The organism is Thermoanaerobacterium thermosaccharolyticum DSM 571, assembly GCF_000145615.1.
Taxonomy (GTDB): domain Bacteria; phylum Bacillota; class Thermoanaerobacteria; order Thermoanaerobacterales; family Thermoanaerobacteraceae; genus Thermoanaerobacterium; species Thermoanaerobacterium thermosaccharolyticum.
In genome coordinates this window covers 1051442-1076950 of sequence record NC_014410.1, presented here as the reverse complement: position 1 = coordinate 1076950, position 25509 = coordinate 1051442, and the positions used below count along the sequence as shown (strand labels likewise).

Here is a 25509-nt window from a genome sequence, read left to right as displayed (position 1 = left end):
GTACTTTTAATTTCAACCTTTCACTCCTGTCAAGATATGAATCATAGATTTAATATTATTCTCTTAAATTACAATATATTCAAAAAAGTACTCATTGTTTGAGTACTTTTTTGAAATGCAAATTATAATAAAGTTAAGCTAAATCCTAATCAGTTCTCTTTCATTGATACTGCCATTTGCAAAGCATCTATCGGCTTAAAGTTATAATTTATATAGTAAACACTGGATTCTTTTGCCCAGTAAATATTAGTTGTCGTCTTGTTCTTAGATATATTAACTACGATCAGCCCTTTATACAGTGGAACAGGCAAATTATAATTTTGAAGATATTTTACCATCTGCTTAGCAAGGTCTAATTGCGGCTTTTCTTCAGAATTAACCTCAACAATCCATCTGCCTTCTTTCCATTGCACGCTGTATTTACCTTTCTTATAATAGACATGTCCCCATATGAAATCCTTATAATTAAGTTTCTTGCTCTCATCGTCAACAATAAATCCATTATTCTGTTCAATCGCGCTTATATAATTTTCGGCGTCGATATCAGAACTAAAAAGAAGACCACCAAAATCTCCAAGAATATTATTAGCATCATTTTTGTTAGATTCTATTTTAGAACTTTTTACATCAAGGGGCTTATCAGTTATTATAAGGTCCACATTGTAATTATCATTAAATTTACCCATTTTAGGAGCCGCAGTTATATATAGATTTTTCTTATCTTCCGGCAAAGGCACAACAGAAGGCGCGTAAATTTTTATGATTGCATTTCCTGCAATATCTTTTAATGCATCAATAATGACAGGATTTATAAATTCACTGTTCTTTTGGTTATTATCCTTTCTTACAGGATATTGTTGCTGCCATGTTTGGCCACCATCTAATGTGTTTAATATTATGCCATTCCCGTTTTTTGTGGAAGCAATCCAACCATTATAAGTATCTACAAATGATATTGGAATAGGTCCTTCAATCAAACTTTCCAAATCAAATTGAGGTATCGGGTAACTGCTCCAAGTATTTCCACCATCTGTCGTCCTGGAAATTATCATTTTGTCGCTTTCATTAGCTGGATTTAAACCAATAGCAAAAGCAGTGTCTTTATCAACGATGTTGATTGTACTTAAATACGAGCCTAAAAAATTGCTCGATTTATGACTTCCATATAAATCGCCAAAATAACTTTCTTCTGCTAATGTACTCCATGTTTTGCCACCGTCATTTGTCTTTAAAATAAGATAAGGTTGTTTATTCATTGATGATGATTTACCTCTATAAATGGCCCATATATCGTTTAAATCAATTGCGGAAATTTCAACATTCCATTCCCCTTGCAAATACGGATTAAACAAAAAATTCCACGATATTCCACCATCTTTCGTATAATATATACTGTTATTGTATGACGCAAAACCATGGTATTGATCGACAAAATCGTATGAATCTATTTTTATTTTAGTGTTTATACTTTCCCAAGTTTGCCCGCCATCATTTGTAACGTAAAGCTTATCGCCTGAAAGCCCATAACCTTTATCAACAGTTACAAATTTTATATTTGTTATATTTGCACTCAATTTCGGCAATTCAGTCCAAGTCTTACCACCATTGGTAGTTCTTAATATTGATTTATCAGATATTGCCCAACCATAAATCGAATTAACAAAATCAAATGCCAATATATTAAAAGAACCAGTATGTTCTACACTCCAATTCTTGCCTCCGTCATTTGTTGAGAGAATAATCCCTTGTCCACCTGCCCAGCCATCTTTCCCATTTATAAAATAAATGGCCTGTAGACCAAATTTTGGAATGCTATTTAAACTATAACTATATTCGACATTTTTGTTAATCTTAGCTATTTTGTTATTTATACCACTTTCTTGCGTTTTATTTATGCCGCATCCAGATAAAAAAAATAATAATGTTATAAATAGCGCCATTATTTTATAAGTTATTCGCCACATTGCAGTGACTCCCCTTTTTTGTTTCTATAAATAAATTTTAGCAAATATTTAGATAAAGTTTATTAAAAAATTATTAATTTTTAATACCATATGGGCAAACTTTAATGCAAATACCGCAAACAGAGCCTCTTCCTATATGTTTAAAATTTTTATTCATATATTCACTGCATGCCTGTGCATCAACAATTTCTTTTCTTTCTATTCCGGCTTCCCATAATTTCCCGTGAAGTGCCATTGCAGGACAACTTTTAACACATAAGGTACAATTTCCGCACTTGCTAGTCTCTATCGGTTTCCCAGTATCTAATTCAAAGTCTGTCAATACCGTACCAAGTCGTACTCTCGGGCCATATTTTTCTGTAACCAAAAGACCATTTTTGCCAATCCACCCCAATCCTGCTTTTGTTGCAGCCGTCTTATGTTGAAATAATCCCCTGTATTCTCCAAGTTCCTTTATTGATTGGGATGCAGGTACTGCCAGAGCATTATACCCCCATTCTTCCATCATCAATACAGTTTTCAATGTTATCTGATCTATCAACGTATTTACTGAGCGATAATGATGAAAATAAGTATAAGTAGGCTTATCATTGATTTCATTTATTATTCTATCTGATAATTTAACTGCCACCGTTATTCCATACCTTAAATCTTTTAAATCATCAGGAAGTACATCTATAAGATCTGAAAATCCAACGATTGATGCACCCCACTCTTTCATTTTTTCTTCAACAATTAATTGTCTATTCACATAAATCACCTTTTACTTTTTAATTTCAAAATGATTTTAACATAAAATCGCAATTTGTAAAAAGAATAAATTGCATATTTCTACACAAATTAAAGATTGGAATAATTTTTAGGAGGAATAAATATGGCAAGAGGAAGTTGGAACGATAAACCGAAAGTAGTGCCCGAAGCACATAAAGCACTGGATAATTTAAAATATGAAATAGCTAAAGAACTAGGACTGCCAGTAAAACAAGGTTCTGAAGATTATTGGGGAAATTTATCAAGTCGTGATTGCGGCGCTGTTGGAGGTCACATGCTTAGAAGAATGGTAAATTACGCCGAATCTGCAATGTCAAATGGCATAAGTATAGGTGGCGAAAAAACAGCACAAAGAGGCAACGGCGCAGCAGGAAGCGAAGCAGAATATATGAAATAAATAATGCAAAAGAGAGTATTCAAAGTACTCTCTTTTTTTAATATATATTTTGTGGTAGAATATAAATAGCATACAATATATTGTGAGGGGTGTGAAAAGTTGAGTTATGAAATTCAAGAATTGGCCGAGAATAAACTAATAATATTATATATATTAAATAGAATAGATATGCCTATAACAGGTGAACAAATAAATAGAATAATCTCTGATAATAATTTGATGAATTATTTCTATTTACAGCAATATTTAAATGAATTAGAAGAAAGTAATTTTATCAAACTTAAAGAGAATAAATATGTTTTATCGGAATTTGGATTGAATGCGTTAAAATTATTCTTTAATCACATACAAGAAAATATAAGAAAAAAAATCGATGAATATATAGTAATAAACAAAGAAAAATTCAAACAAGAATCTCAATATGTAGCAACATATTATAAAAAATCGGATAATGAATTCATAGCTAATTTACAAGTCATAGAAAATGATATCGTCCTTATCGAAATAAATCTAAATTTAGTCAATGCACAGCAAGCTAAAATAGTGTGCGATAACTGGAAACAAAAATCAAATGATATATACAGCTATATTATAAAAGCCCTTACGCCTCAAAAATGAGACCATCGGGCTCTTTACCAACTTCTACTTTTTTTTCAATTTTAAAATCATTTATATTCACAATAATCAACTTATTTTCACCTGAAACTGATACATATGCGAAGTCTTTAAATATTTTAATATAAACTGGCATATAACCACAATAAAGTTCTTCGCATTGCCGGGATTGTAAATTGATTTTCATCAATGTGTTAGAACATGAGTTTACTACAAATATAAAGCCATTATGGAATGCAATGGAAATTGGCAATCTTCCACATCGTATATTGTCAATAATTTCATCGTTTATTATATCATAGATTGTTATAGAACCATCAAGCCCTGTTTCAAGGTATGTGTTTGCTATAAATAAAAATTTTTCGTCATCTGACAAACACATCCCATATGGTTTTGAATAAACTGATAATGTTTTTTCAATGCGCAAATTAAGTGGATTTATTAAAGATATCGAATCAGAATTCATATTGGATACAAAAATTTTTTTATGTTTTTTACTGTAAAGTATAGATTGCGGTTGAAAACCAACCTTAATCTGTTCTAATATTTTACCAGACCCTATATCAAAAACACTTAAACAATCTGCATCGCCATTTAATACATAAATAAGGTTATTTAATATTATTCCATCATTTGGGGAAGGCCCTACATACACAGTATCAATTAATTGGAAATTCTCAATGTCAATGATACTTATTGAATCATCAAACATATTTAGCGTATACAATTCTTTTTTGTATTTATCCATAAGCAATCTATGAGGCCCTATTTGCGGCACATGACTTTTATCACTCTTAAAAGTAAATTTATCTTTCACCAATTCAAGAAATGCCTTCGTCTGGTTATCATTTATAAAGCTTATTGTGTCATCACCTTTGTTGGCTACAAATATTTTCAAAGTGCATCCCTCCACGCATATGCTACTTTATAATATGCATGGAAGTAATTAATGCCACAAAATGGTCGGGGCAACAGGATTTGAACCTGCGACCTCACGGTCCCGAACCGCGCGCGCTACCTCTGCGCCATGCCCCGACGCATTTACAATTTTATCATAAATATTTTATTATATCAAGTAAGATTTTTTAATCTTTGGAGTAATTTCTGACTTGACAAATGCAAAATTGACAAGGTTTTATGTATTGCTTTTGTTCATCATGATAGCTGTATCAGCAGAACAATATATTTTTATTAATTATGTATGAAGGACTTTCAAAGCCTTGCTGACGTATGTGAAATGCTATCTGTCCCATAAACCAAAGTGCCAGAATAAGCCCAAATATCCCTGCAACAAATTTGGACACCAAAATGGTACCAGCATACTTGGTGCCACTCCTGACACAAACCCCATCTGACCTCCAAATACAAAAGCACCACTTATAGCAAAAGCCGAACAGACTACTTTCCCTTTGTTATTCATGTTTTTAAAATTGCCAAATACAAGCAAATTAGTAGCAAGATTGCCCAGCAAGCTCACAACAGAGATATCGTCTATGCCGCACCTGTCCCCTATCTTTTTAAAAAAATTGCTAAAAAATCTCTCAAGCATAGCCAGCATTGGGTATGCGCCAGCCAGTATAAAGGCAATTTTCCCTACCACAAACATTACTTGTTGCAGTGGAATAATTTCAAAGCCAAGCCCCACCGCTCCCATTGCCCTGATTCCTTCTTCAAACTTTTTACCAAATCCCAAAGGAGAGCCTATGGCGTAATCAAATCCACCTATTGCAAAACACACACCTATCAAATACAGCACTACACTTCTTATGAACTTTATCCTTTCATATTTTAGCCTTATTGTATCATTAGCACATGTATATTTCTCAAAAAGATTATACCAAATACAGCGAGCGGCCTTTCGGCCGCTTTCATCACATGTCTATAATCTTTTCATACAAATCTTGCATATCGTACTTTATATGCTCATCTCGCGCAATTTTCAAAAGTCTTAAGTATTCCTCCCTTGCAAAGTCATATTTTAACTGTGCAAGTTTTGTTTTAAGGTAGTTGTCTTTTTCAACTCTTTCAAGATACAATTCGCTTTCCTTAAGCCGCTTTAGTGCATTATCTATCTCTTGTAGAAGTTCTGCACTGTTATATTCCATACAACCACCTTCTGGAGACTATAGTTTTCTATATTATATTATTTAAATATTTATTTTATTACATTTTTTAAATACATCCTGACATGCCCTATCATGTAAAGCGAACCGCAAAATAATATTAAATCATTTTTTCCTGCACTTTTCAAAGCTTCATTTATTGCATCATCTATGTTTTCAAAATGCAGTACATCATCATATGCAATTTTTTGTGATAATTCTTCTGCAGTGTAAGCCCTATCGCTTATGGGTTTTGTTGTTATTATAAGGTCTGCTTCAGGAACTATCAATTTTAGCATACTATCTGTATCTTTGTCCTTCAGCATGCCAATGACAAGTATCAATCTATTATATGTAAATAAATTCAAAGCTTCCTTTAATGCAGCCATGCCTTGAGGATTATGGGCGCCATCTATTACGATTAATGGTAACTTACTGATAACCTCGATTCTTCCTGGCCACTTTGCGTTAATAAGTCCCCTTTTTATCACATCTTCGCTAATATTTATACCGTATTGTATTAGCTTCTCTACAGCCATAACAGCCAGTGAAGCATTGTAAATCTGATGCTTTCCAATTATGCTTATCTTAAGATTTTTGTAATTTTTGTAGTCAAATACCTGATGATTACTGTTAGATTCTTTAATTTTAACATCATTTATATCCATAACAGATAGTGATGCATTCTTAAACCTAGAAACTTCCTCTATAACCTTAAGTGCCTCATCTTTTTGATAAAAACTAACGACTGTCCCATTTTCTTTTATGATACCGGCTTTTTCAAACGCTATCTTTTCTAAAGTATCTCCAAGCTTATCCATGTGGTCATAGTCAATTGTTGTTATTACAGATACTAGCGAACTATCGATGACATTTGTAGCATCAAAACGCCCTCCTAGCCCTACTTCAAGCACAACAAAATCAACATTTTCATCACAAAAATATTTAAATGCAATTGCCGTAATTATCTCAAACTCTGTAGGATGGTTATATCCTTCAACAACCAACTTTTCTATAATAGGCTTTATGTATTCAACGTAATATATTAATTTATCCTTTGGAATATTTTGATTATTTATCCTCATCCTTTCTTCAAATTCTTCTAAATATGGAGATGTATAAAGACCAACTTTAAAACCTGCTTCAAATAAAATACTATTTATAAAAGCACATATTGATCCTTTTCCATTTGTCCCAGCTACGTGAATAAATTTTAGATTGCTCTGTGGATTTCCCATATGCATAAGCAAGCGTTTTATATTGTCAAGACCCAGTTTCATTCCAAACTTATGAGTATTGTGAATGTAATCTATTGCATCTTGATAATTCATATTCTCATCCTCCGAAATTCAAAACCCCAGACAAGACAATAATTGTCTGGGGATGTTTTATAAAAATAATCCCATCAGTATTTCATCCACATAGTCATTGTCAATTTTAAATTGTTTTTTTCTCCTCCCTTCTTCTTTAAAACCATATTTTTCATACAGATGTATAGCATTTATATTAGAACTAAAAACACTCAAACACAATTTTTTATAGTTTCTTTTTCTGGCCCAATCAATTGTATACTCAAAAAGCTTTGAGCCAATGCCAATATTCCTGTATTTAGCATCTATGCTTATGCCAATTTCGCCTACATGTTGAACTTTAGGCGATCTGCCGCCATAATACCTAAAAAGAGTAAGGCAACCTACAATTTTTCCTCCATAATCAGCTACCAAAATCAGATCTTTCCCTCGGTCAAGTCGCTTTATCAATTGTTTTTCCTCTTCTTCTGTCCACCCTAAATCTTCTGAAACCATGTATATTTTCTCTTTTCCAACACTTTCAATTAGCTTCACTATTCCTTTGGCATCTTTCACATTTGCTTCTCTTATTATTAAAGTTGGATTTTTTTCCACCTTCCTGAATAGTGTAAACATCATATAACCTCCTGTTGAGGCATCAAAATCACTTCATTAAATAATCAATCCGCTCGTCTAAATTTTTAAGCATTTCAGTATACTTTTCATACTTTCCCTTTTCTGCATCTACTACATGCTTTGGTGCCTTACTTATAAACTTTTCATTCTTAAGCATGCCTTCTGCGCGTTTTATCTCGCTAATTACACGCTCTCTCTCGCTTCTTAATCTTTCTATTTCAACTTTTATATCTATTAAATCCTCCAACGGCATGACAATCAACGTGCCTTCAACTGAGCCGGACATAGCCTTTTGTGGAAGCTTATCTTTATCCCTTTCATATATGACTTCACTAGCTCCAGCAAGTTTAGTAATATAATTCTCTCCATCTTTAAAAATTTTTATAACATCTTCCCTATCTGAGTTTATTATCACTCTTGCCTTTTTTGATGGTGATACTGATGCTTCTGCTCTTAGATTCCTTATGGTTTTTATAGCATCCATTATAAGTATTGTATCCTTTGCCTCTTTTTCAAAATTCAAATCTTCTCTATATTCTGGCCATTTGCTCAGCATAATCGTTTCGCCATCATGTGGTATGTTTTTAAATATTTCCTCTGTTATAAAAGGCATGAATGGATGTAAAAGCCTTAACGTATTGTCTAGTACATACCTCAATACAGATTTTGTTTTTTTCTTAGCCTCTAAATCATCACCATAAAGCACAGGCTTGCTAAGCTCTATATACCAATCGCAGAACTCGCTCCAGAGAAAATCATACAATTTTCCTGCAGCTATTCCTAATTCATATTTTTCTAGGTTTTCCGTCACTTCTTTCACAACATTGTTTAATCTAGTTAAAATCCACTTATCAGCAATATTTAGATTTTCTAGATAAAGCGTTGTATCATCACTTGTTAGATTAAGCATTACGTATCTAGATGCATTCCAAAGCTTATTTGCAAAGTTTCTGCTGGCTTCCAGCTTATCATCGCTAAATCTCATGTCATTTCCTGGTGCATTACCTGTAATAAGAGTAAACCTGAGTGTATCAGCACCATACTTTTCTATAATTTCTAATGGATCAATGCCATTTCCCAGCGATTTACTCATTTTCCTGCCCTGAGAATCTCTAACAAGTCCGTGTATTAAAACGCGCTTGAAAGGCACCTCTTTCATGAATTCCAGGCTCATGAAAATCATTCTAGCTACCCAGAAGAATATTATGTCATATCCCGTAACAAGCACATCAGTGGGGAAGAAATATTTTAAGTCTTCCGTATCATCAGGCCACCCCATTGTCGAAAAAGGCCACAATGCTGAGCTAAACCACGTATCTAGCACATCCTCGTCTTGATGTATGTTTTTGCTGCCACATTGTTCACAACAAGTTGGGTCATCTTTTGAAACAGTGACATAACCACAATCATCACAATACCATGCAGGTATCCTATGGCCCCACCACAGCTGCCTTGATATGCACCAATCTTTTATGTTGTTAAGCCAATTGAAATATATTTTTTCGAATCTTTCAGGTATGAATTCAATTTTGCCTGTCCTTACTGCTTCAAGTGCAGGTTTCGCCAGCGGTTCCATCTTTACAAACCACTGCTTTGATAAAAACGGCTCAACAGTCGTGTGGCATCTATAGCAGTGTCCTACGCTATGATTTAGGTCTTCTACTTTTTCTAGAAGGCCTATTTTCTTAAGTTCATCAACAATCTTTTTACGGGCTTCATACCTATCAAGACCTGAATATTCACCGCCGTTTTCATTTATCGTAGCATCCTCATTCATTATATTTATGAATTCTAGATCATGTCTTATTCCCATTTCAAAGTCATTTGGATCATGGGCTGGCGTCACCTTGACAGCACCTGTTCCAAATGAAGGATCTACGTAATCATCTTCAATTATAGGAATCTCCCTTCCTACTATCGGGAGTACAAGTTTTTTCCCTATTAGTCCTTTATACCTATCATCATTAGGATTAACGGCTACTGCCACATCTCCCAGCATTGTTTCAGGCCGTGTAGTGGCAATCGTAACATATCCATTTACATCTTTTATAGGATATTTAATGTACCAAAGATGTCCAGACTCATCTTCATGCTCTACTTCAGCATCTGACAATGCAGTTTTACAGCTAGGACACCAGTTTATTATCCTGTCTCCTCGATATATAAGCCCTTTTTTATATAGCGCAACAAAAACTTCTCTGACCGCTTTTGATAAAGCCTCATCCATCGTAAATCTTTTTCTCGTCCAGTCGCAAGAAGAACCTAATTTTTTTAGCTGATCCAAAATTCGGTTTTCATATTTTTCCTTCCATTGCCATGCTTTTTCTAAAAACTTCTCCCTGCCTATATCTCTTTTAGTAAGTCCTGTCTCTTCTTTTATTTTATCAAGAACTTTTACTTCTGTTGCAATACTGGCATGATCTGAACCTGGTATCCAAAGAGCAACATATCCCTGCATCCTTTTCCATCTTATGATTATGTCCTGCATCGTGTTGTCCAGTGCATGTCCCATATGCAGTTGCCCTGTAATGTTAGGCGGTGGTATGACTATTGTAAATGGTTTTTTGCTATAGTCAATTTTTGGGGTAAAGTACCCTTTCTCCATCCATTCATTGTATATTCTATCTTCAAATTCCTTTGGATTGTACGTCTTTGCAATATCCATTTTTATCTCCTTTCAGGTTTTGTATTTTTAAGTAAAATAAAAAAACCTTTCCCAAAAGGGCGAAGGTTTTCCGCGGTACCACCTTATTTTATAGCTTAAGCTATATCGGGCAAACCCGTTTAAGCCTACTTACATTTCAGCTTACATGCTCCAGTGCTACCTTCAATGTACCTAACGATAAGGAAACCTTTCAGCCTCAGGGAATCCCTCTCTTCTATCTGATACATTTACTCCTCACTATCATGGCAAAAATATGTTATTAATATATAATATATACATTAACCAGCAAATTGTCAATATCACTATTTGTTAACCAACTCTAAAAATTAGGTTGACAAATACAGATTATATCATGTATAATACAAATAAATTTATTACGACGAGGTGAATAATTTGATAGTACATAATGACAAGTCTGTTTTTTCATTAAAAAAGATGACACTTGCGTCTATGTTTGCTTCTATTACAATCGTCATGAGCTTTATAAGTATACCGCTGCCTTTTTCTCCTGTGCCTATAACAGGCCAAACATTTGCACTAATGCTGTCTGGAAGTCTATTAGACCCTATCACATCATTTTTCAGCATGATTATCTATCTTGCGCTTGGAGCAGTGGGTATTCCTGTTTTTGCCGGATTTCATGGCGGTATCAGTATACTACTTGGTCCAACAGGCGGTTACTTACTTGCTATGCCAATAGCTTCTTTTGTCATATCATTATTAACAAGAATAGCAGATACCAGCTTCTTTAAGTTAATATTAGCAAATATCATTGGCGGTATATTGATCGTATATGCGCTAGGTGCTTTGCAGCTAAGTGTTGTGGCTGGGTTGGAAATTAAAAAAGCAGTCCTATTAGGAGCAGTACCATACATATTAGGTGATCTTATAAAAGTGTTAATATCTTCATATCTATCCCTAAAATTAAGACCTGTGCTAAAAATGTATAAAGACTAAGTAAAAATACTGAAAGCTAGTACTTTCAGTATTTTTATGTGTCATTTTCTGTGTCATTTTCATCTTCATAATCTTTTAAAATTTTCAAAACTGATAATATAGAAAGCCCAGTTTTTTCTGCAATGGCTTTTACATCATCTGATTCAGGATGAGATTTTATAAGTTTGCCATCCATATAACCCATTTTAACTCTCACATCGCCAATAGGCGTCTTTACAGTTTTAAAATTCCTTTGAAGAGCATATCTATTTACTTTATACTCTCTTATGCCAAATGTAGATGTTTCTTCGAATATTATCTTTCGCAGCAAATCTGCCCTCTCTTCTTTACAAAGCACCGACAACATATTTGCAGGTCTTTGCTTCTTCATCATTATTGGCGTAAGGTAAACATCCAAAGCTCCATTTTTAAGAAGTCTATCAAATATGTACTGATAATATTCCGGACTCATGTCATCTATGTTTGTTTCAAGAACAGTAAGATTTTCTACTTTTTTTTTACATCTATAGTGCCTACCATCGTCCTTAAAACATTTGGAACCTCAAAATCCTTAAATCCAGCGCCATATCCTATAGAATCGATCTTAGCTTCTGGAATCGTTCCAAATTCATCAGCTATTGTTTTCGCTATAGCTGCACCTGTAGGCGTTACAAGTTCTCCACTTATTCCATTGTCATACACCGGTATGCCTTTTAATAACTCTGCTGTTGCCGGTGCAGGTACAGGTATCATCCCATGTTGGCTATTTACAAATCCAGACCCTACAGGTAGTTTTGAAAAAATTATCTTATCTGGAGCAATCATATTTATAAGCACAGATGTCCCAACTATATCGATTATAGAGTCAACCGCACCGACTTCATGAAAGTGGACTTCCTCAGGCAACAGCCCATGCACTTTGCCTTCAGCATCCGCTAAATTGCGAAATATTTTAAGACTCATTTCCTTTACATCTTCATTCAACGAACTTTGATTTATGATATTTTCTATATCTTTCATAGTTCTATGATGATGGTGATAGTCATCATAATTAACTTTGAAAGTATTTGCAGTTATGCCATTTTTCGTTGCGCTTCCAAATACTAAATCATATCCACTAAGCGGCAATTTACTCAATTCGCCTTTAAATTTATCGACATCAACTCCATGGCTAAGAAGAGATGAAATAGTCATATCGCCAGAAATTCCAGCAAAGCAATCGAAGTATAGAAATCTCATATCATTACTCTCCTATCTTATTTATTAAACTTGCTGAATAAGCTGCACCAAACCCATTATCGATGTTCACTACGCTGACACCGCTTGAGCATGAATTAAGCATAGCAAGCAGTGCAGAAAGTCCATGAAAATTAGCTCCATATCCCACACTTGTTGGAACCGCAATGATTGGACAAGCCACAAGCCCTCCGACTACAGTAGGTAGTGCACCTTCCATTCCTGCTATACATATTATGACTCTAAATTTTCTCAATTCTTCAACTTTGCTCATCAATCTGTGTATTCCAGCTACACCTACATCATATATACGCTTTACAGAATTCCCCATTAGTTCTGCCGTTACAGCAGCTTCTTCAGCAACAGGCAAGTCAGATGTACCTGCTGCCACAACACCGATAACACCTTTTGTAGGCATAATCTCTTCTGATTTAATCGATATAATCCTCGCCACATCGTAATAAACTGCTTTATCGCATACTTCCTTCAATGCTTCAAAGTGTTCAATAGACGCCCTAGTACCTAAAACGTTGCTTCCCTTTTCATACATCCTAAGCGCTATTTCCTTAACCTGTTTAGGCGTCTTACCTTCACAGTAAATGACTTCAGGGAAGCCTCGTCTAACTTCTCTATTGTAGTCAATCTTTGCAAATCCTAAATCTTCGTATGGAAGCTTTTTTAGTATATCAACTGCCTCATCTAATCCTATATAGCCATTTTCATATTTCTTAAGAACGTCCCTTATTACGTTATCGTACATCATTTATCAACTCCGATATAGCTTCATTCATACTGCCTGTTCTATAACCTTCAAGATCAAGTGAAACATATTTAAAGCCTATTTCTTTCAATTTTGATACAACTTTTTTCCTGATGTTTTCATCCATCATCATATTAATCTGATCTGGATTAAGTTCTATTCTAGCAACATCGCCATGGTGCCTCACTCTAAATCCCACAAAGCCTAAATTCAGAAGGTATTCTTCTGATTTTTCAACCATTGACAATTTCTCACTTGTTATCTCTTGGCCGTACGGAAAGCGGGATGAAAGACAGGCATAAGCAGGTTTGTTCCATGTAGGAAGGCCCAATCTTTTTGACATCTCCCTTATATCGTCTTTTGTAAAACCACATTCTAAAAGAGGGCTTTTGACACCTAATTCTTTTGCGGCGCGCCTACCCGGTCTAAAATCTCCCGTATCATCAGCATTTGTTCCATCTAAAACATACTCTATTCCTTCATCATCAGCAACTTTTTTAAGCTTAGAAAACAATTCGCTCTTACAGTAATAACATCTATCTATAGGATTTTTGGAAAATCCCTCTATTTCAAGTTCCTCAGATTTTATTATTTTATGTCTTATACCAATCTCCTTTGCTAGCTCCAGAGCTTCTTTAAATTCTCTTTCCGGATATGTAGATGATGTGGCCGTAACAGCTAAACAACTATCATTTAGCACATCTTTGCAAACTTTAGCAAGAAAAGTGCTATCAACTCCACCTGAAAATGCTATGACAGCACTTCCAAGTTGCTTTATATACTTTTTTAAATTCTCATATTTTTCTTCTAGTCTCATAACCATACCTCCTCAAAAAATATAACATAAAAATTCCAAAAATCAAAACTGCAAAATTATAAAACAATCTATTGTTTATAATTGTAAAACTTAAACTCAACTGAATAAATAAAGAAAGCTATAAGCGCAAGTAGCAGTGCTATTATCATTAACGTAAGACCATAAGGCCAATCAAAAATTGAAAAAATTATTGCGATGTAAAAAAGAAGTGTTGCCCCTTTCCCAAATTTATTGGCAGGTATTGCAATGTCTTTTTTTCTGTATAGAATAAATGCGCCAATGATCATGGTAACCTCTTTTACAATTACAATCAATATTATAAAAAAGGGTATTATTCCCTTTATCCACAGACTTGCTAGTACTGTTATTATCATCAGCTTGTCTGCCAATGGATCCATCAATATGCCTATTTTTGTTATCTGATTGTAATGACGGGCAATATATCCATCAAGAACATCAGTCAATCCAGATATTATAAATATAACTGCAGCATATATATTGCCATTGTTTATGTAAAAAAAACTGTAAACAAATACGGGTATCAACACAAATCTAATCATCGTTAAGATATTCGGTATATTCATAAAAGCACCTCTTAAATAAGAATCACTTGTATTGTATTATATTATTTATTTGATAAAAAGTAAATAAAGGCCTTAAAAGGCCTTTATACGATTTTACCATTTAATCCTATTTCAAAAACATACTCGTTGTTGCATTTTTTTGCGTCACTCATATTATTCATATATTTTTTCAAAATATCAGCTTTCGCGTGAACTTCTAATATTTTAAACTTTTTAAGCAGTGATATGCTTTTTACTATTGAATTCATAGCATCACTTATAACATCATCGCTTACATTTTCACAATCATCAATGTATACATACAAGCTGCATCTTTTTAACTGCCAATTAATATTATACAGTCCACAAAATCCTATATTATCTCCGTCGTTGGTCTGCAAAATAAATATTTTTCTGTTCTTCCCAAATGGGATATTTAATACATTTTCGCTCATTCTAGATACTTTAAACATATCAATAAGAAATTTTACAACATCTACATCTTTAAGCCACATTGAAAAAGTCCTTTTGTCCCTTTTCTCCATATCTCTCAATAATATCTTTTCAGGTTTCACTTTAACACCACCTATATATTATTATTCTTTATAAAATAAAAAAATCCTTCTTACTAATAGAAAATAATTTTCGACAAATTAACTGTGCCAGTATTTGACTCATAAAAATTTTTATATGCAATTTATAGACTTTATATTGAAGAAAGATTTTTATAAATGTAGAATATATATTGAGGTGATGATATGCAGGCAGCTATAATAAAAGATATACAGCTTTTTTCAAATCCAATTTTAGATTACATATTCATTGGCATTACTATGATGGGTAGTTCTTACTTTTATTTTTTAGTATTGCCCATATTCTACTGGTGTGTTGATAAGAGATTTGGACTTAAAATTGGTATAATTCTTTTGTCATCTATTTATGTCAATACTGTAGTAAAAAATGTGACAATGGTCCAAAGACCAATTGGCTATCCAGGCATAAGGTCGATTTTTACCCAATCAGCCGGCGGATACTCTTTTCCAAGCGGTCATGCGCAGGGTACAACTACCTTTTGGGGAACATTGATGTTTAAGTACAATAGAAAATGCATCAATATCTTAGGAATAGCTTCTATAATTCTCGTTTCACTGTCAAGGCTGTATTTAGGTGTCCATTGGCCTGTAGACATAATTGGAGGCATATTAATTGCTGTTTTAATAATAATTGTCGGTGATCTTGTGGACAGCATCATAGTTGAAAGTAAATTTGATATACCACTTGCCTATAAAATAATCTTAGCAATTATTGTCCCTACTGCATTAATAATTCTGTTTCCTTATACTGAGAACTTCGAATACATGGGACTGGCATCAGGTATTTTGATAGGATATTTCATTGATGGACAGTACTTCGGATTTACAGTAACAAATACGATTAAAAATCAAATATACAAGATAATTATTGGTGTATCAATATTCCTAGTTCTATTAAGTGTTCTTAAATATATGTTACCATATACTAACGTTTTTAACGCTTTAAGATATTTCATTTGCGGACTGTGGTTTTCAATTGGCGCACCATTGACATTCAATAAGTTTAAACTCAATAAAAGAACTTTATAATACTTAGGAATCTAAGTATTATAATTTTTCTAATATACTTTTAGCGTCTTTTGAAGAATCTATAATTTCTCTTAAATCATATTCAAAATCAATTGCTCTCTTAACTTTAGTAGAGCTGCTTATATCGCCAATGAGAATTGCACCGACTAATTTATTATCCTTTATAAACAGCTTATAATAAACATTCTCTTCTTTATAACTGTATGAAGTGGATTTTTCTCCAGATATATCGCCAGACGAAAATACATCAACACCCGTTATTTTCAACGTACTAGATGGCGGCACTTCTTTATATTGGTTCTTCATGCCTACTGCATTTAGACCTGCATTTTTACCTTGTGCCATTGCAACAGTCCAAAGTCCATATATCTTTCCGTTGTACTCCGCAACATCTCCTGCCGCAAATACATCATCCACATTTGTTCTCATAAATTCATCTACTAAAATCCCTTTATTGATTTTTATACCTGAACCTTTTACCACATCTACATTAGGTCTGATTCCTGCTGAAAATATCACAAAATCAGCGTGGACTTCTCTGCCATCCTTTAATATTACGCCGTCTACAGCATCACCAGTTATCTCTTCTACTTCTGTGCCTAACATAAGTTTAATTCCGTTGCTTTCTATAATATTTTCAATAATCTTTGAGCCTTCTTCGTCAGATTGTTTAGGCAACAACCTCGGGAAAAATTCAATGACATTCATCTCGTATCCAGCTTGCCTTAAAGACCATGCAGCTTCAAGACCTAAGAGTCCTCCACCAACTACAATTCCTCTTTTTTTACCCTTTATATATTGGTTTAAATTATTAACATCATCCAGACTTCTTATAGCATACACGCCTTTTTTATCACATCCTCTAACAGGTGGAACAAAGCTGTGGCTTCCTGACGCAATAATAAGCTTGTCATATTTAATGTCATCACCACTATTTAAGTGTACCGTTTTCTTAACTATATCTACTGAATTTACACTGCATTTCAGCATAATATCAATATTGCTGCTTTTGTACCAAGGCTCAGGTTTAACGTATAGTTTTTCTAATTCGTACTCATGCCCCAATAAATGAGACAATTTTATCCTAAAATATGTATTGTATGGCTCATTTGAAATCATCGTTATTTTAGATTCTTTATCATTTTTCCTAATGCTTTCAGCGGCTGATAGTGCAGCAATTCCATTGCCTATTATGACAAAATTCATTATGATCATTCCTTTCAAATTATATATGTAAAAAAAATTAATTTGTGCTATATGCAAGAAGCATATAACACTTTTATGTTACACAAGTGATGATGCAAATATTCTTCCAAAATCCCTGCATTTTTCTAAATCATCATCACTTGGAATGAAATTAATTTTAAGGCCTGGCTCAACCAAATTAAGTTTTAACCCTTTAAGCCTTTCCTCCATCAAAGGTATCGCCTCGCCACTCCATCCATATGAGCCAAAAACTGCAGCGGGCTTATTCTTATTTTTTATAGGATTTATCCTATCTATAACATTCCAGATGGATTCAACAGCGTCACCAGTAATTGTCGGAGAGCCAAACAACAACCCGTCTGCTTTTTCAATCTTATCCCTTGCATCGTCTAAATTAACTGCCTTTGCATTGTATATATCCACATCTATAACTCCAGAATCTTTAATGCCATTGCCTATCTCTTCCGCCATTTTTCTAGTATTGCCGTATGCAGAAACATAGTATATCAGCACTTTCTTCTTTGTATTCGTATCATATAAGCTCCATTTCTTGTAGGTCTCAACGTATTTTTCTATATCTTTTCTCAATATTGGCCCATGACCTACCGCTATCATATCGATTGGTAAATTTCTAATTTTTTCTATAGCTTCTAAAACTTTTGGTTTAAAAGGACTTACGATAGAATCAAAGTACAGCTTATATGCGTCAGAAAAATCATCTTCAAGGTCATTAAATAAATGTTTAGGAGTATAATGGCAGCCAAAAGCATCACATGTAAATAAAATTTTTTCTTCTACCAAATACGTAAACATGGTATCGGGCCAATGCAGAAAAGGTGCCATAATAAATCTCAAAGTCTTTCCACCCAAATCAATAAAATCGCCGTCTTTTACAACTCTTGAATTGAAATCGCGATTTATCTGCCCCTTTAAAAATGTGATAGCTGTCCTGCTACCGATGACCTCTGCATTTGTAGCCTCTTTAAGAAGTCTCGGCAGTGCACCTGAATGATCTGGCTCCGTATGATCCATTACTATATAATCTATATCCTTTAAATCAACAAGGCTTTTTATCTTATCAATATATTCGTCATAGAATGGTTCTTTAACCGTTTCTATCAAAGCAATCTTTTCGCTGCCTTTTACCAAATAAGAATTATACGACGTTCCCCATGGCGTCCTCCATACTATGTCAAAATACTCAAGATCAGGGTCTAATGCTCCTACCCAATAAACACCATTTTTTATTTTGACGACTTTCTCCATAATCTCACCTCATTAATTTATAATAATTATTAATTAATATCTTTTATCCTTATTTTTATTATACCACTAAATTCCATTATTGCAATAGTTATTTAAAAATTATTAAAAAATAAAAACCCCAAAAAGAGGTTTTTTATACAAAACAGTATATTACATGGATTTTGTATACTTATCAGCGACTTTACTTGCTCCATACGAATCAGGTTTTACCTGTGCGTCAAAGCCACACCCTGTAACCATTCCAACTACTTCTTTTATGATATCTTTTGTCATTCCATTTTCACCAACATCAAGATGTATTTCTATATTAAAATCAGTTTTGCCCATCTTCTCAAATCTAGATGATAAAAGATTTGCAAGTTCTATGCTGTAATTGGCCTCCATAAAAATTCTTTGCCTAAGAGATGGAATTTTTTTATGTTGAAATTTTCTATAATAATATCTAGCGCCTTTTCCCTCACGATATATAATCACAGCCGAAACAAAGCATATAACCTTTCCAGGCTGCGAATCGGTTCCTATCATAAGCTTATATCTGGAATTTTTATCATCTCTTATAAACTCTATAATATCATCAAACATCTTATCAAGATCCAAAAGACCTTTTGTGGGATTTATAAAATTCAAGGCTATCCATCTCCTTTGATTTACATAAGGATCGTTTTTATATATTATACACCAATTTTATTAACTCTGTGTTAAATTTTCATTAAACAATTAATTTTGTGACAAAAAGAATCAAATGAGATGCCGGTTCAAAAACAACTTGCGCAAGCAATGTACCAATTATTTTGCCGAATACCAGCAAAACAACCATAGTATTGACATCTTGCTGAGTCCTTTTCCCCGCAAGAGCTTGGTCTGTAATCAGTGCTGCAACAGGATCAACGATAACTGTTAAAAGAATAGTAGCGAATCCGTTTACTATTCCTGAAAGAAGGCTGGCAGTCGTACGAAATTCAGGCAACAGTGCGCCAGCGTACAATGATGAAATGATGCCCGTTGTATATATAGACGTTATTATAACATTGTAAATCAAAAAACTTTTTGGTATATTGGTCTCTTTAATGCCTTTAAGCATGCTGAGCCTAGGCAAAACTATCTTGCTTCTTATCTTTTTTATATTTTTCCACTTCAAAGACATCAATATAAGTTTTGGAACAGACCCTGCAGTTTCCATGCCATTGATTGCTGCTGAGAATACGGATACAAACGTTGGCATAAGCGGTGCTCCAATGACTGCACCCATTGTTGCCGATAACAAAACAAGTCTCATGTTTAAACCAAGAAGTGGAACCAACTTGTATTTTATCGATATGTCAACTAAACTCCCAAGAAATGGTCCCTGTATCATGTTTGATAGCCTCGAAATTACAGCCATAATATTAAACAACGAGAGTGAAACTGCAAGCTTTTTTGTCCTTACACCAGATGGCCTTATAGAATACGACAACGTATCTATTAAATTTATTACCATCGTAAAAAAGCAAACAATTAAAAGCCTTTTAATATCTACCATCTGCCCACATCCTATTCAGCTAAAATAATACAAGTTAAATTATAGACAAATATGCCCAAAAAAGCAATACTGGGTGATGCCTCATAACTTCACTGTCCATTTAGTTTTTTAGGGAGATTTATGTTATAATTTTTTATGTTACTATAACTTCTTCAGCTATATTTATCAAGAAAGGAAATTGCTAATATGGAAAAACTTCGCACTAATAAATGGATAATCTTATCGGCTGTTTTAATAGGTACCGTAATGGGTCCCATTGACGGCAGTGTAACAAATATAGCAATGCCACAACTGGCAAAAATATTTCACACAGACATAACAACGACAAGCTGGATTTCAATGACATATTTATTAATGCTATCAAGCCTGATGCTTACATTTGGAAGGCTTGGGGACATGGTTGGATACAAGAAACTTTATCAATACGGCTTAATAACATTTTCTGTTACATCTGCCATATTGAGTATGTCAAACAATATTTATATGTTAATAGTAGTAAGAGCTTTTCAGGCAGTTGGTGCAGGTATGCTTATGTCTATGGCTCCAGCAATAATAACAGCAACATTTCCTCCAAACGAAAGAGGCAAGGCACTGGGCTTTAATGCAATGGCAGTTTCAATAGGACTTTCTATAGGACCAACATTAGGCGGCTTTTTGCTTACATACCTTGGCTGGAGATCTATATTTTATATAAATATACCAATAGGAATAATCGGTTTTATCTGGGCTCAAATAGTAGTCCCTGACAACAAAGGAGTGCCAGAAAAATTTGACCCATTAGGCGCCATGTCTGCATTTATTTTTCTTACAGGTTTGCTCCTGTTTATATCTGAAGGGGGCACTTGGGGATGGACTTCAATACCCAGCATGATTTCGCTTGCAACATTTATAGTATTTTTCATAATCTTCATTATAATCGAAAATAAGCTGGAGTTTCCAATGCTTGACTTAAGCCTATTTAAAATCAGGTTATTCACATTTGGAAATCTCAGCACTTTAATAAACTTTATGGCTCAAAACACTATGACATTTTTGACTCCTTTCCTTTTGCAAAAAATAGGATACTCTACAGACGTATCTGGTATAATCATGACGTCTTTTCCTCTGATAATGCTTGTTGTAGCGCCTTTAAGCGGTGTTTTATCAGATAGATATGGTGCACAAATTCTATCAACAATTGGTGCACTTATAACCGCTACAGCACTTTTTTCGATGTCAACCTTAAATCTGCATTCATCAATGACATCAATCATGTTAAGGCTCGGACTTTTCGGTGTAGGCAATGGTATATTCCAGACACCAAACAACAGCTCTGTAATGGGTAGCGTATCCAAAAACAGGCTTGGCATCGCATCCGCCTTTTTGGCAACAATGAGAAATGCAGGAATGGTTCTCGGCATAGCAATGGGAAGTGCTATATTCACCAACAGACAAATGTTTTATGAATCTCTGAAGATAAATAGTAATAGCGCATTTTTATTCGGATTGAGAGATGCATACATTGTAGCTGGAGTACTTTCCATTATTTGTGCATTAACTTCCCTCGTTAGGGATAAAATTAATAAAAAGAATAATTTAGAGAAGGATGGAGTGTAAATGGAAAAGACATTTGCTATGGTAAAGCCAGACGGGGTAAAGCGGGGCCTTATAGGCGAAATATTAAAAAGATACGAAAACAAGGGTCTTAATCTCGTAGCTGCAAAAGTTATTTCACCATCTTTAGATTTGCTTCAAAAGCATTATGAAGAGCATAAAGATAAGCCTTTTTACGATGACCTCATCCGATATATGTCATCTGGCCCTGTTTTCGCTATGATTCTGGAGGGTGATAATGCAGTAAAAATGGTAAGGCTTTTAAATGGCCCTACAAAAATTGAAGATGCCCAGCCAGGAACAATCCGAGGCGACTTCTGCACAAATACGACATTTAATATAGTTCATGGCTCCGACAGCGTGGAAAGTGCAAAAAGAGAAATTCTTTTATGGTTCCCAGAATATATGAATAAAATTTAGGACAAGGTAATAAACTCTAATAGAATGAATTTCTATTGGAGGAGAATTCTCTCTATGATAAAGGTATACAGTAAAACAAATAAGTACGGAATAATATACGGAAAAATAGACAGCTACAATTGGTATGCTTTAGTACAAGATGAAATTGTAGATTATGGCATCAACCCAAATACATTAGCAAAAGGCAGCGGAAGAGTCTCAAGGCTTTTCGTCTACAAAGAAGTTAAGGCCGCCACAATGAATCAAAATACTGTTATGGAATCAGTCATAGCCGATTACAGGCATAGCTGGAATCTTTTAAAAAGCGATCAGAAGGAACTAATAAAAAAGCTTGTAAATTATCTTGAACTGCGGTACTCATTAAAAGTCTTAAAAGAGGCGAAGTAATTTCACTTCGCCTCTTTTTTTGGCAGTACAAATGCCGTATACAAGTTATTAAAGACAAACTCTATCGATGAGAAAAATACTACTACCAGCCAGTCAAACCAGGTAAGTGGAACAGTTTTAAAAACTTTGCTTAAAAACGGTATGTATATAGTTGAGACAAACAGCAAAAACGATACAGTAGAGGCGATTATAAGATATTTATTGCTGAATACACCAAGTTCAAATATCAAATGCCTCTCAGACCTACATTCAAAAGAATGTATAAGCTCAACCATGACAAGCGTTGAAAAAGCGATCGTTCTTGCTCTATCCAAAGTGCCGTATGTCAATGCAAATACATAAGAAGACAAAGTACAAATAGCCATTAAAATACCTACAATACCTATTCTAGTCCCAAGTCCATTTGAAAAAATACTTTCGTCGGCTTTTCTCGGCTTTAAATTCATTATATCCTTATCTGCAGGATCAAGACCTAAAGCCAGCGCTGGCAAACCATCTGTTACAAGATTCACCATCAAAATCTGAATAGGTATGAGTGGAAGCTCTAACGATGTCAAAGCCGCTATAAACATAGTAATGACTTCTCCAATGTTGCAAGAAAGTAGATACCTTATAAATTTCCTTATGTTGTCGTATATGATTCTGCCTTCCTCAATAGCCGCGACAATAGTTGCAAAATTGTCATCAGTCAAAATCATTGATGATGCCTCTTTCGCTACGTCTGTACCGCTTTTCCCCATTGAGATTCCAATATCAGCTTCTTTAATAGCAGGTGCATCATTTACTCCATCGCCGGTCATTGCAACAGTATATCCCCTCTTCTTAAGAGCTCTGACAATACGCAGCTTATGCTTTGGCGAGACTCTAGCATATACTGTCGTATTTTCCACCGCCTCACAGAGTGTTTTATCATCTATTTTGTCTATTTCGTCACCTGTCATGATATTTTCTGTCTTGCTATGTATATTTAATTCATCTGCAATCGCAGCGGCAGTCAGTTTATGATCACCCGTTATCATAATTGGCTTTATCCCTGCCAATTTGCATTTTAAAACAGCATCATAAGCTTCCTTTCTGGGAGGATCTATCATTCCTTCCAATCCAACAAATACCAAGTCTTTTTCAATATTTGTTGAATCATATCTAGTACCTTTCGGCAGCCTTCTATATGCAAATGCTAAAACCCTAAGAGCACTTCTGCTGAACCTTTCATTTACCTCAAGTATTTTCTTCTTTTCAAAAGAGCTGAGTGGAACCTCCCTTCCATCCCTTAAAACCTTAGTGCATAGTTCGACTACAACATCTGGGGCACCCTTCGTAAATGCATACATCAAGCCATTTTCCTCAACCACGACGCTCATTCTTTTTCTGTCAGAATCAAATGGAATCTCTTCAATGCGCTTTATCTTTCGCTCTACAGACTCTTTTGATATACCACCTAAAATAGATGCATACAAAATAGCTGCCTCTGTAGGATCACCGTAATATTTAACATCATCAACAAATTCATTGCGAACCTTAAACCTGTCTATTTTTACATCAGCGTTATTGCATACGGCACCGATCTCCAAAAGTCTTCTTATTGTTGCATCATAAGCTGGATCTATTTTTATACCTCTCGATACAAATCTGCTCTTAAGATCTTTCCCTTCAATTTCTACTACATCGTCATTTACAAAAATCTTTTTCACTGTCATTTTATTTTCTGTCAGCGTACCTGTCTTATCAGTGCAGATAACATTGGTACATCCAAGTGTCTCTACGGCCGGAAGTTTCCTTACAATGGCGTTTCTTTTTAACATCCTCTGCACGCCTATTGCAAGGGATACCGTCACAACCGCAGGGAGTCCTTCTGGAATAGCAGCAACAGCAAGGCTTACACCTGATAAAAACATATAATATATTGATTCACCTCTAGCAATGCCAATCACTGTCACAAGCGCACAAATCAATAACGATCCTGTTACGAGAATTTTACCCAATTTGTCCAGTCGCTTTTGAAGGGGTGTCATATTGTTATCAATCTCTTTAATCATGCCTGCAATCTTGCCCATCTCTGTCCTCATGCCGACATCTACAACAAGTGCCTTGCACCTTCCGTTTGTAACTACTGTCCCCATGTATATAATGCTTTTTTTCTGTACAGTCCTTCTATTTCCTATCTCCGTGGGCTCTTTCGATACCGGAACAGATTCGCCTGTTAAAATAGATTCATCTAATTTGAGATTATATGATTCAAAAACGACAGCATCTGCAGGTACCCTATCGCCAGCTTCAAGTACGATTACATCATCAATCGTTATTTCTTCTGACGGAATTTCCTTGATAACCCCATCTCTAATTACTTTTGACGATGGAGCCGATAGCTTTTTTAGTGCTTCTAAAGACTGTTCTGTCCTGTATTCCTGTATAAACCCCAATACGGCATTCAAGATAATTATTATAGTAATAGTAACTGCATCTGCAATTTCTCCCATGATTGCAGAAATAAGCGTTGCAGCCAAAAGAACCATTATTATAAAATCCTTGAATTGATCTAAAAAAATATCCAATGCCGTCAATTTTTTTCCTTCCTCAAGTACATTAGGACCGTATTTTAACAATCTTTTTCGTGCTTCTTGTTCGCTTAGCCCATTTTTATCTACTTCATTGTTAAAGAAGTAAATTGCTCCATTTTCAGGTTTTTTTGTTTGAAACATTTGTACCCCCCTTTGTACATTTCTCTTCATATAAAAATATGAGGTT

At 34.5% G+C, this 25509-nt stretch carries 26 protein-coding genes, 1 tRNA gene and 1 other annotated feature; of the genes, 7 read left to right on the top strand and 20 right to left on the bottom strand.

Annotation, left to right across the window (positions count from 1 at the left end):
• Positions 1 to 149: 149 nt before the first annotated feature.
• The gene (locus TTHE_RS05200) at positions 150 to 1940 is read right to left on the bottom strand and encodes a WD40/YVTN/BNR-like repeat-containing protein (protein ID WP_231292725.1); all 1791 of its coding nucleotides are present in this window, start codon (positions 1938 to 1940) and stop codon (positions 150 to 152) included.
• Between the two features lie 97 nt (positions 1941 to 2037).
• Positions 2038 to 2685: a 4Fe-4S double cluster binding domain-containing protein gene (locus TTHE_RS05195; RefSeq protein WP_430348827.1), complete on the bottom strand. Its 648-nt coding sequence runs from the start codon at positions 2683 to 2685 to the stop codon at positions 2038 to 2040.
• Positions 2686 to 2838: 153 nt separating this feature from the next.
• Between TTHE_RS05195 and TTHE_RS05190 the strand changes: the two genes are divergently transcribed.
• Both TTHE_RS05190 and TTHE_RS05185 read left to right on the top strand, forming a co-directional pair.
• A complete protein-coding gene (locus TTHE_RS05190; protein WP_013297539.1) occupies positions 2839 to 3132 on the top strand; it encodes an alpha/beta-type small acid-soluble spore protein in 294 nt (97 codons plus the stop codon).
• A gap of 99 nt (positions 3133 to 3231) precedes the next feature.
• The gene (locus tag TTHE_RS05185) at positions 3232 to 3750 is read left to right on the top strand and encodes a DUF4364 family protein (RefSeq protein WP_013297538.1); all 519 of its coding nucleotides are present in this window, start codon (positions 3232 to 3234) and stop codon (positions 3748 to 3750) included.
• Here the strand turns inward: TTHE_RS05185 and TTHE_RS05180 are convergent.
• From TTHE_RS05180 to TTHE_RS05150, 7 genes are all read right to left on the bottom strand, one after another.
• Positions 3734 to 4645 carry a YncE family protein gene (locus TTHE_RS05180; RefSeq protein ID WP_013297537.1) on the bottom strand — a complete coding sequence of 304 codons (912 nt, stop codon included), beginning with the start codon at positions 4643 to 4645 and terminating at the stop codon, positions 3734 to 3736. The genes TTHE_RS05185 and TTHE_RS05180 overlap by 17 nt on opposite strands.
• Before the next feature lie 62 nt (positions 4646 to 4707).
• A tRNA-Pro gene (locus TTHE_RS05175) sits at positions 4708 to 4782 on the bottom strand.
• Between the two features lie 205 nt (positions 4783 to 4987).
• Entirely contained in the window at positions 4988 to 5503 is a 516-nt protein-coding gene (gene eutH, locus TTHE_RS05170; protein ID WP_015311339.1) for an ethanolamine utilization protein EutH, read from the bottom strand.
• Between the two features lie 115 nt (positions 5504 to 5618).
• Positions 5619 to 5852, bottom strand: a complete 234-nt coding sequence (locus TTHE_RS05165) for a hypothetical protein (RefSeq protein ID WP_013297536.1) — start codon at positions 5850 to 5852, stop codon at positions 5619 to 5621.
• Between the two features lie 50 nt (positions 5853 to 5902).
• Complete coding sequence (locus TTHE_RS05160; protein ID WP_013297535.1) at positions 5903 to 7180, bottom strand: bifunctional folylpolyglutamate synthase/dihydrofolate synthase; 1278 nt, start codon at positions 7178 to 7180, stop codon at positions 5903 to 5905.
• 57 nt (positions 7181 to 7237) lie between these two features.
• A complete protein-coding gene (locus TTHE_RS05155; RefSeq protein WP_013297534.1) occupies positions 7238 to 7774 on the bottom strand; it encodes a GNAT family N-acetyltransferase in 537 nt (178 codons plus the stop codon).
• A 28-nt stretch (positions 7775 to 7802) separates the two neighbouring features.
• Positions 7803 to 10439, bottom strand: coding sequence for a valine--tRNA ligase (locus TTHE_RS05150; protein WP_013297533.1), 2637 nt, complete (start codon positions 10437 to 10439; stop codon positions 7803 to 7805).
• A 52-nt stretch (positions 10440 to 10491) separates the two neighbouring features.
• Positions 10492 to 10692: a binding site (T-box leader), on the bottom strand.
• 140 nt (positions 10693 to 10832) lie between these two features.
• Here TTHE_RS05150 and TTHE_RS05145 point away from each other — a divergent pair.
• On the top strand, positions 10833 to 11396 hold the full coding sequence (locus TTHE_RS05145; RefSeq protein WP_013297532.1) for a biotin transporter BioY: 564 nt from the start codon (positions 10833 to 10835) through the stop codon (positions 11394 to 11396).
• A gap of 34 nt (positions 11397 to 11430) precedes the next feature.
• Here TTHE_RS05145 and larC2 read toward each other — a convergent pair whose 3' ends face one another.
• From larC2 to TTHE_RS05115, 6 genes are all read right to left on the bottom strand, one after another.
• Positions 11431 to 11847: a nickel pincer cofactor biosynthesis protein LarC2 gene (gene larC2 / locus TTHE_RS14815; protein WP_013297531.1), complete on the bottom strand. Its 417-nt coding sequence runs from the start codon at positions 11845 to 11847 to the stop codon at positions 11431 to 11433.
• A 35-nt stretch (positions 11848 to 11882) separates the two neighbouring features.
• A complete protein-coding gene (gene larC, locus TTHE_RS14810; protein ID WP_013297530.1) occupies positions 11883 to 12614 on the bottom strand; it encodes a nickel pincer cofactor biosynthesis protein LarC in 732 nt (243 codons plus the stop codon).
• A gap of 4 nt (positions 12615 to 12618) precedes the next feature.
• A complete protein-coding gene (gene larB / locus TTHE_RS05130; protein WP_013297529.1) occupies positions 12619 to 13374 on the bottom strand; it encodes a nickel pincer cofactor biosynthesis protein LarB in 756 nt (251 codons plus the stop codon).
• A complete protein-coding gene (gene larE, locus TTHE_RS05125) occupies positions 13361 to 14188 on the bottom strand; it encodes an ATP-dependent sacrificial sulfur transferase LarE (protein WP_013297528.1) in 828 nt (275 codons plus the stop codon). The genes larB and larE overlap by 14 nt, the downstream gene beginning before the upstream one ends.
• Positions 14189 to 14256: 68 nt before the next feature.
• Entirely contained in the window at positions 14257 to 14772 is a 516-nt protein-coding gene (locus tag TTHE_RS05120; RefSeq protein ID WP_013297527.1) for a CDP-alcohol phosphatidyltransferase family protein, read from the bottom strand.
• An 83-nt stretch (positions 14773 to 14855) separates the two neighbouring features.
• Positions 14856 to 15326 (bottom strand): hypothetical protein, encoded by a 471-nt coding sequence (locus TTHE_RS05115; protein WP_013297526.1) that lies wholly within the window; start codon positions 15324 to 15326, stop codon positions 14856 to 14858.
• A gap of 183 nt (positions 15327 to 15509) precedes the next feature.
• On the opposite strand from TTHE_RS05115, the gene TTHE_RS05110 reads away from it, so the two are divergent.
• Positions 15510 to 16373, top strand: coding sequence for a phosphatase PAP2 family protein (locus TTHE_RS05110; protein WP_013297525.1), 864 nt, complete (start codon positions 15510 to 15512; stop codon positions 16371 to 16373).
• A gap of 18 nt (positions 16374 to 16391) precedes the next feature.
• On the opposite strand, the gene TTHE_RS05105 is transcribed toward TTHE_RS05110, so the two are convergent.
• From TTHE_RS05105 to TTHE_RS05090, 4 genes are all read right to left on the bottom strand, one after another.
• A complete protein-coding gene (locus TTHE_RS05105) occupies positions 16392 to 17579 on the bottom strand; it encodes an NAD(P)/FAD-dependent oxidoreductase (protein WP_013297524.1) in 1188 nt (395 codons plus the stop codon).
• A 78-nt stretch (positions 17580 to 17657) separates the two neighbouring features.
• Positions 17658 to 18845: an FprA family A-type flavoprotein gene (locus tag TTHE_RS05100; protein WP_013297523.1), complete on the bottom strand. Its 1188-nt coding sequence runs from the start codon at positions 18843 to 18845 to the stop codon at positions 17658 to 17660.
• A gap of 150 nt (positions 18846 to 18995) precedes the next feature.
• Positions 18996 to 19472 carry a ribonuclease H-like YkuK family protein gene (locus TTHE_RS05095; protein ID WP_013297522.1) on the bottom strand — a complete coding sequence of 159 codons (477 nt, stop codon included), beginning with the start codon at positions 19470 to 19472 and terminating at the stop codon, positions 18996 to 18998.
• An 82-nt stretch (positions 19473 to 19554) separates the two neighbouring features.
• Entirely contained in the window at positions 19555 to 20364 is an 810-nt protein-coding gene (locus TTHE_RS05090; protein WP_013297521.1) for a lipid II flippase Amj family protein, read from the bottom strand.
• A gap of 186 nt (positions 20365 to 20550) precedes the next feature.
• Between TTHE_RS05090 and TTHE_RS05085 the strand changes: the two genes are divergently transcribed.
• Genes TTHE_RS05085 through TTHE_RS05075 form a run of 3 tightly spaced genes read left to right on the top strand, consistent with a single transcriptional unit; the run spans position 20551 to position 22764 of the window.
• Complete coding sequence (locus tag TTHE_RS05085; RefSeq protein WP_013297520.1) at positions 20551 to 21960, top strand: MFS transporter; 1410 nt, start codon at positions 20551 to 20553, stop codon at positions 21958 to 21960.
• Positions 21961 to 22377 carry a nucleoside-diphosphate kinase gene (gene ndk, locus TTHE_RS05080; RefSeq protein ID WP_013297519.1) on the top strand — a complete coding sequence of 139 codons (417 nt, stop codon included), beginning with the start codon at positions 21961 to 21963 and terminating at the stop codon, positions 22375 to 22377. It begins immediately after the preceding gene.
• A gap of 54 nt (positions 22378 to 22431) precedes the next feature.
• The gene (locus TTHE_RS05075; RefSeq protein ID WP_013297518.1) at positions 22432 to 22764 is read left to right on the top strand and encodes a hypothetical protein; all 333 of its coding nucleotides are present in this window, start codon (positions 22432 to 22434) and stop codon (positions 22762 to 22764) included.
• Positions 22765 to 22766: 2 nt separating this feature from the next.
• Here TTHE_RS05075 and TTHE_RS05070 read toward each other — a convergent pair whose 3' ends face one another.
• Positions 22767 to 25463 (bottom strand): calcium-translocating P-type ATPase, SERCA-type, encoded by a 2697-nt coding sequence (locus TTHE_RS05070; RefSeq protein ID WP_013297517.1) that lies wholly within the window; start codon positions 25461 to 25463, stop codon positions 22767 to 22769.
• Positions 25464 to 25509 lie beyond the last annotated feature (46 nt).

Coding starts and splice junctions, on each gene's coding strand:
- TTHE_RS05085 (WP_013297520.1), top strand. CDS start 20,551: ATGGAAAAACTTCGCACTAATAAATGGATAATCTTATCGGCTGTTTTA.
- TTHE_RS05100 (WP_013297523.1), bottom strand. CDS start 18,845: ATGGAGAAAGTCGTCAAAATAAAAAATGGTGTTTATTGGGTAGGAGCA.
- TTHE_RS05155 (WP_013297534.1), bottom strand. CDS start 7,774: ATGTTTACACTATTCAGGAAGGTGGAAAAAAATCCAACTTTAATAATA.
- TTHE_RS05200 (WP_231292725.1), bottom strand. CDS start 1,940: ATGGCGCTATTTATAACATTATTATTTTTTTTATCTGGATGCGGCATA.
- larE (WP_013297528.1), bottom strand. CDS start 14,188: ATGAGACTAGAAGAAAAATATGAGAATTTAAAAAAGTATATAAAGCAA.
- TTHE_RS05195 (WP_430348827.1), bottom strand. CDS start 2,685: ATGAAAGAGTGGGGTGCATCAATCGTTGGATTTTCAGATCTTATAGAT.
- TTHE_RS05150 (WP_013297533.1), bottom strand. CDS start 10,439: ATGGATATTGCAAAGACGTACAATCCAAAGGAATTTGAAGATAGAATA.
- TTHE_RS05070 (WP_013297517.1), bottom strand. CDS start 25,463: ATGTTTCAAACAAAAAAACCTGAAAATGGAGCAATTTACTTCTTTAAC.
- TTHE_RS05090 (WP_013297521.1), bottom strand. CDS start 20,364: ATGGTAGATATTAAAAGGCTTTTAATTGTTTGCTTTTTTACGATGGTA.
- larC2 (WP_013297531.1), bottom strand. CDS start 11,847: ATGAGTCCGGAATATTATCAGTACATATTTGATAGACTTCTTAAAAAT.
- larB (WP_013297529.1), bottom strand. CDS start 13,374: ATGATGTACGATAACGTAATAAGGGACGTTCTTAAGAAATATGAAAAT.
- TTHE_RS05110 (WP_013297525.1), top strand. CDS start 15,510: ATGCAGGCAGCTATAATAAAAGATATACAGCTTTTTTCAAATCCAATT.
- TTHE_RS05160 (WP_013297535.1), bottom strand. CDS start 7,180: ATGAATTATCAAGATGCAATAGATTACATTCACAATACTCATAAGTTT.
- TTHE_RS05105 (WP_013297524.1), bottom strand. CDS start 17,579: ATGAATTTTGTCATAATAGGCAATGGAATTGCTGCACTATCAGCCGCT.
- TTHE_RS05165 (WP_013297536.1), bottom strand. CDS start 5,852: ATGGAATATAACAGTGCAGAACTTCTACAAGAGATAGATAATGCACTA.
- ndk (WP_013297519.1), top strand. CDS start 21,961: ATGGAAAAGACATTTGCTATGGTAAAGCCAGACGGGGTAAAGCGGGGC.
- TTHE_RS05120 (WP_013297527.1), bottom strand. CDS start 14,772: ATGAATATACCGAATATCTTAACGATGATTAGATTTGTGTTGATACCC.
- TTHE_RS05075 (WP_013297518.1), top strand. CDS start 22,432: ATGATAAAGGTATACAGTAAAACAAATAAGTACGGAATAATATACGGA.
- larC (WP_013297530.1), bottom strand. CDS start 12,614: ATGAGATTTCTATACTTCGATTGCTTTGCTGGAATTTCTGGCGATATG.
- TTHE_RS05190 (WP_013297539.1), top strand. CDS start 2,839: ATGGCAAGAGGAAGTTGGAACGATAAACCGAAAGTAGTGCCCGAAGCA.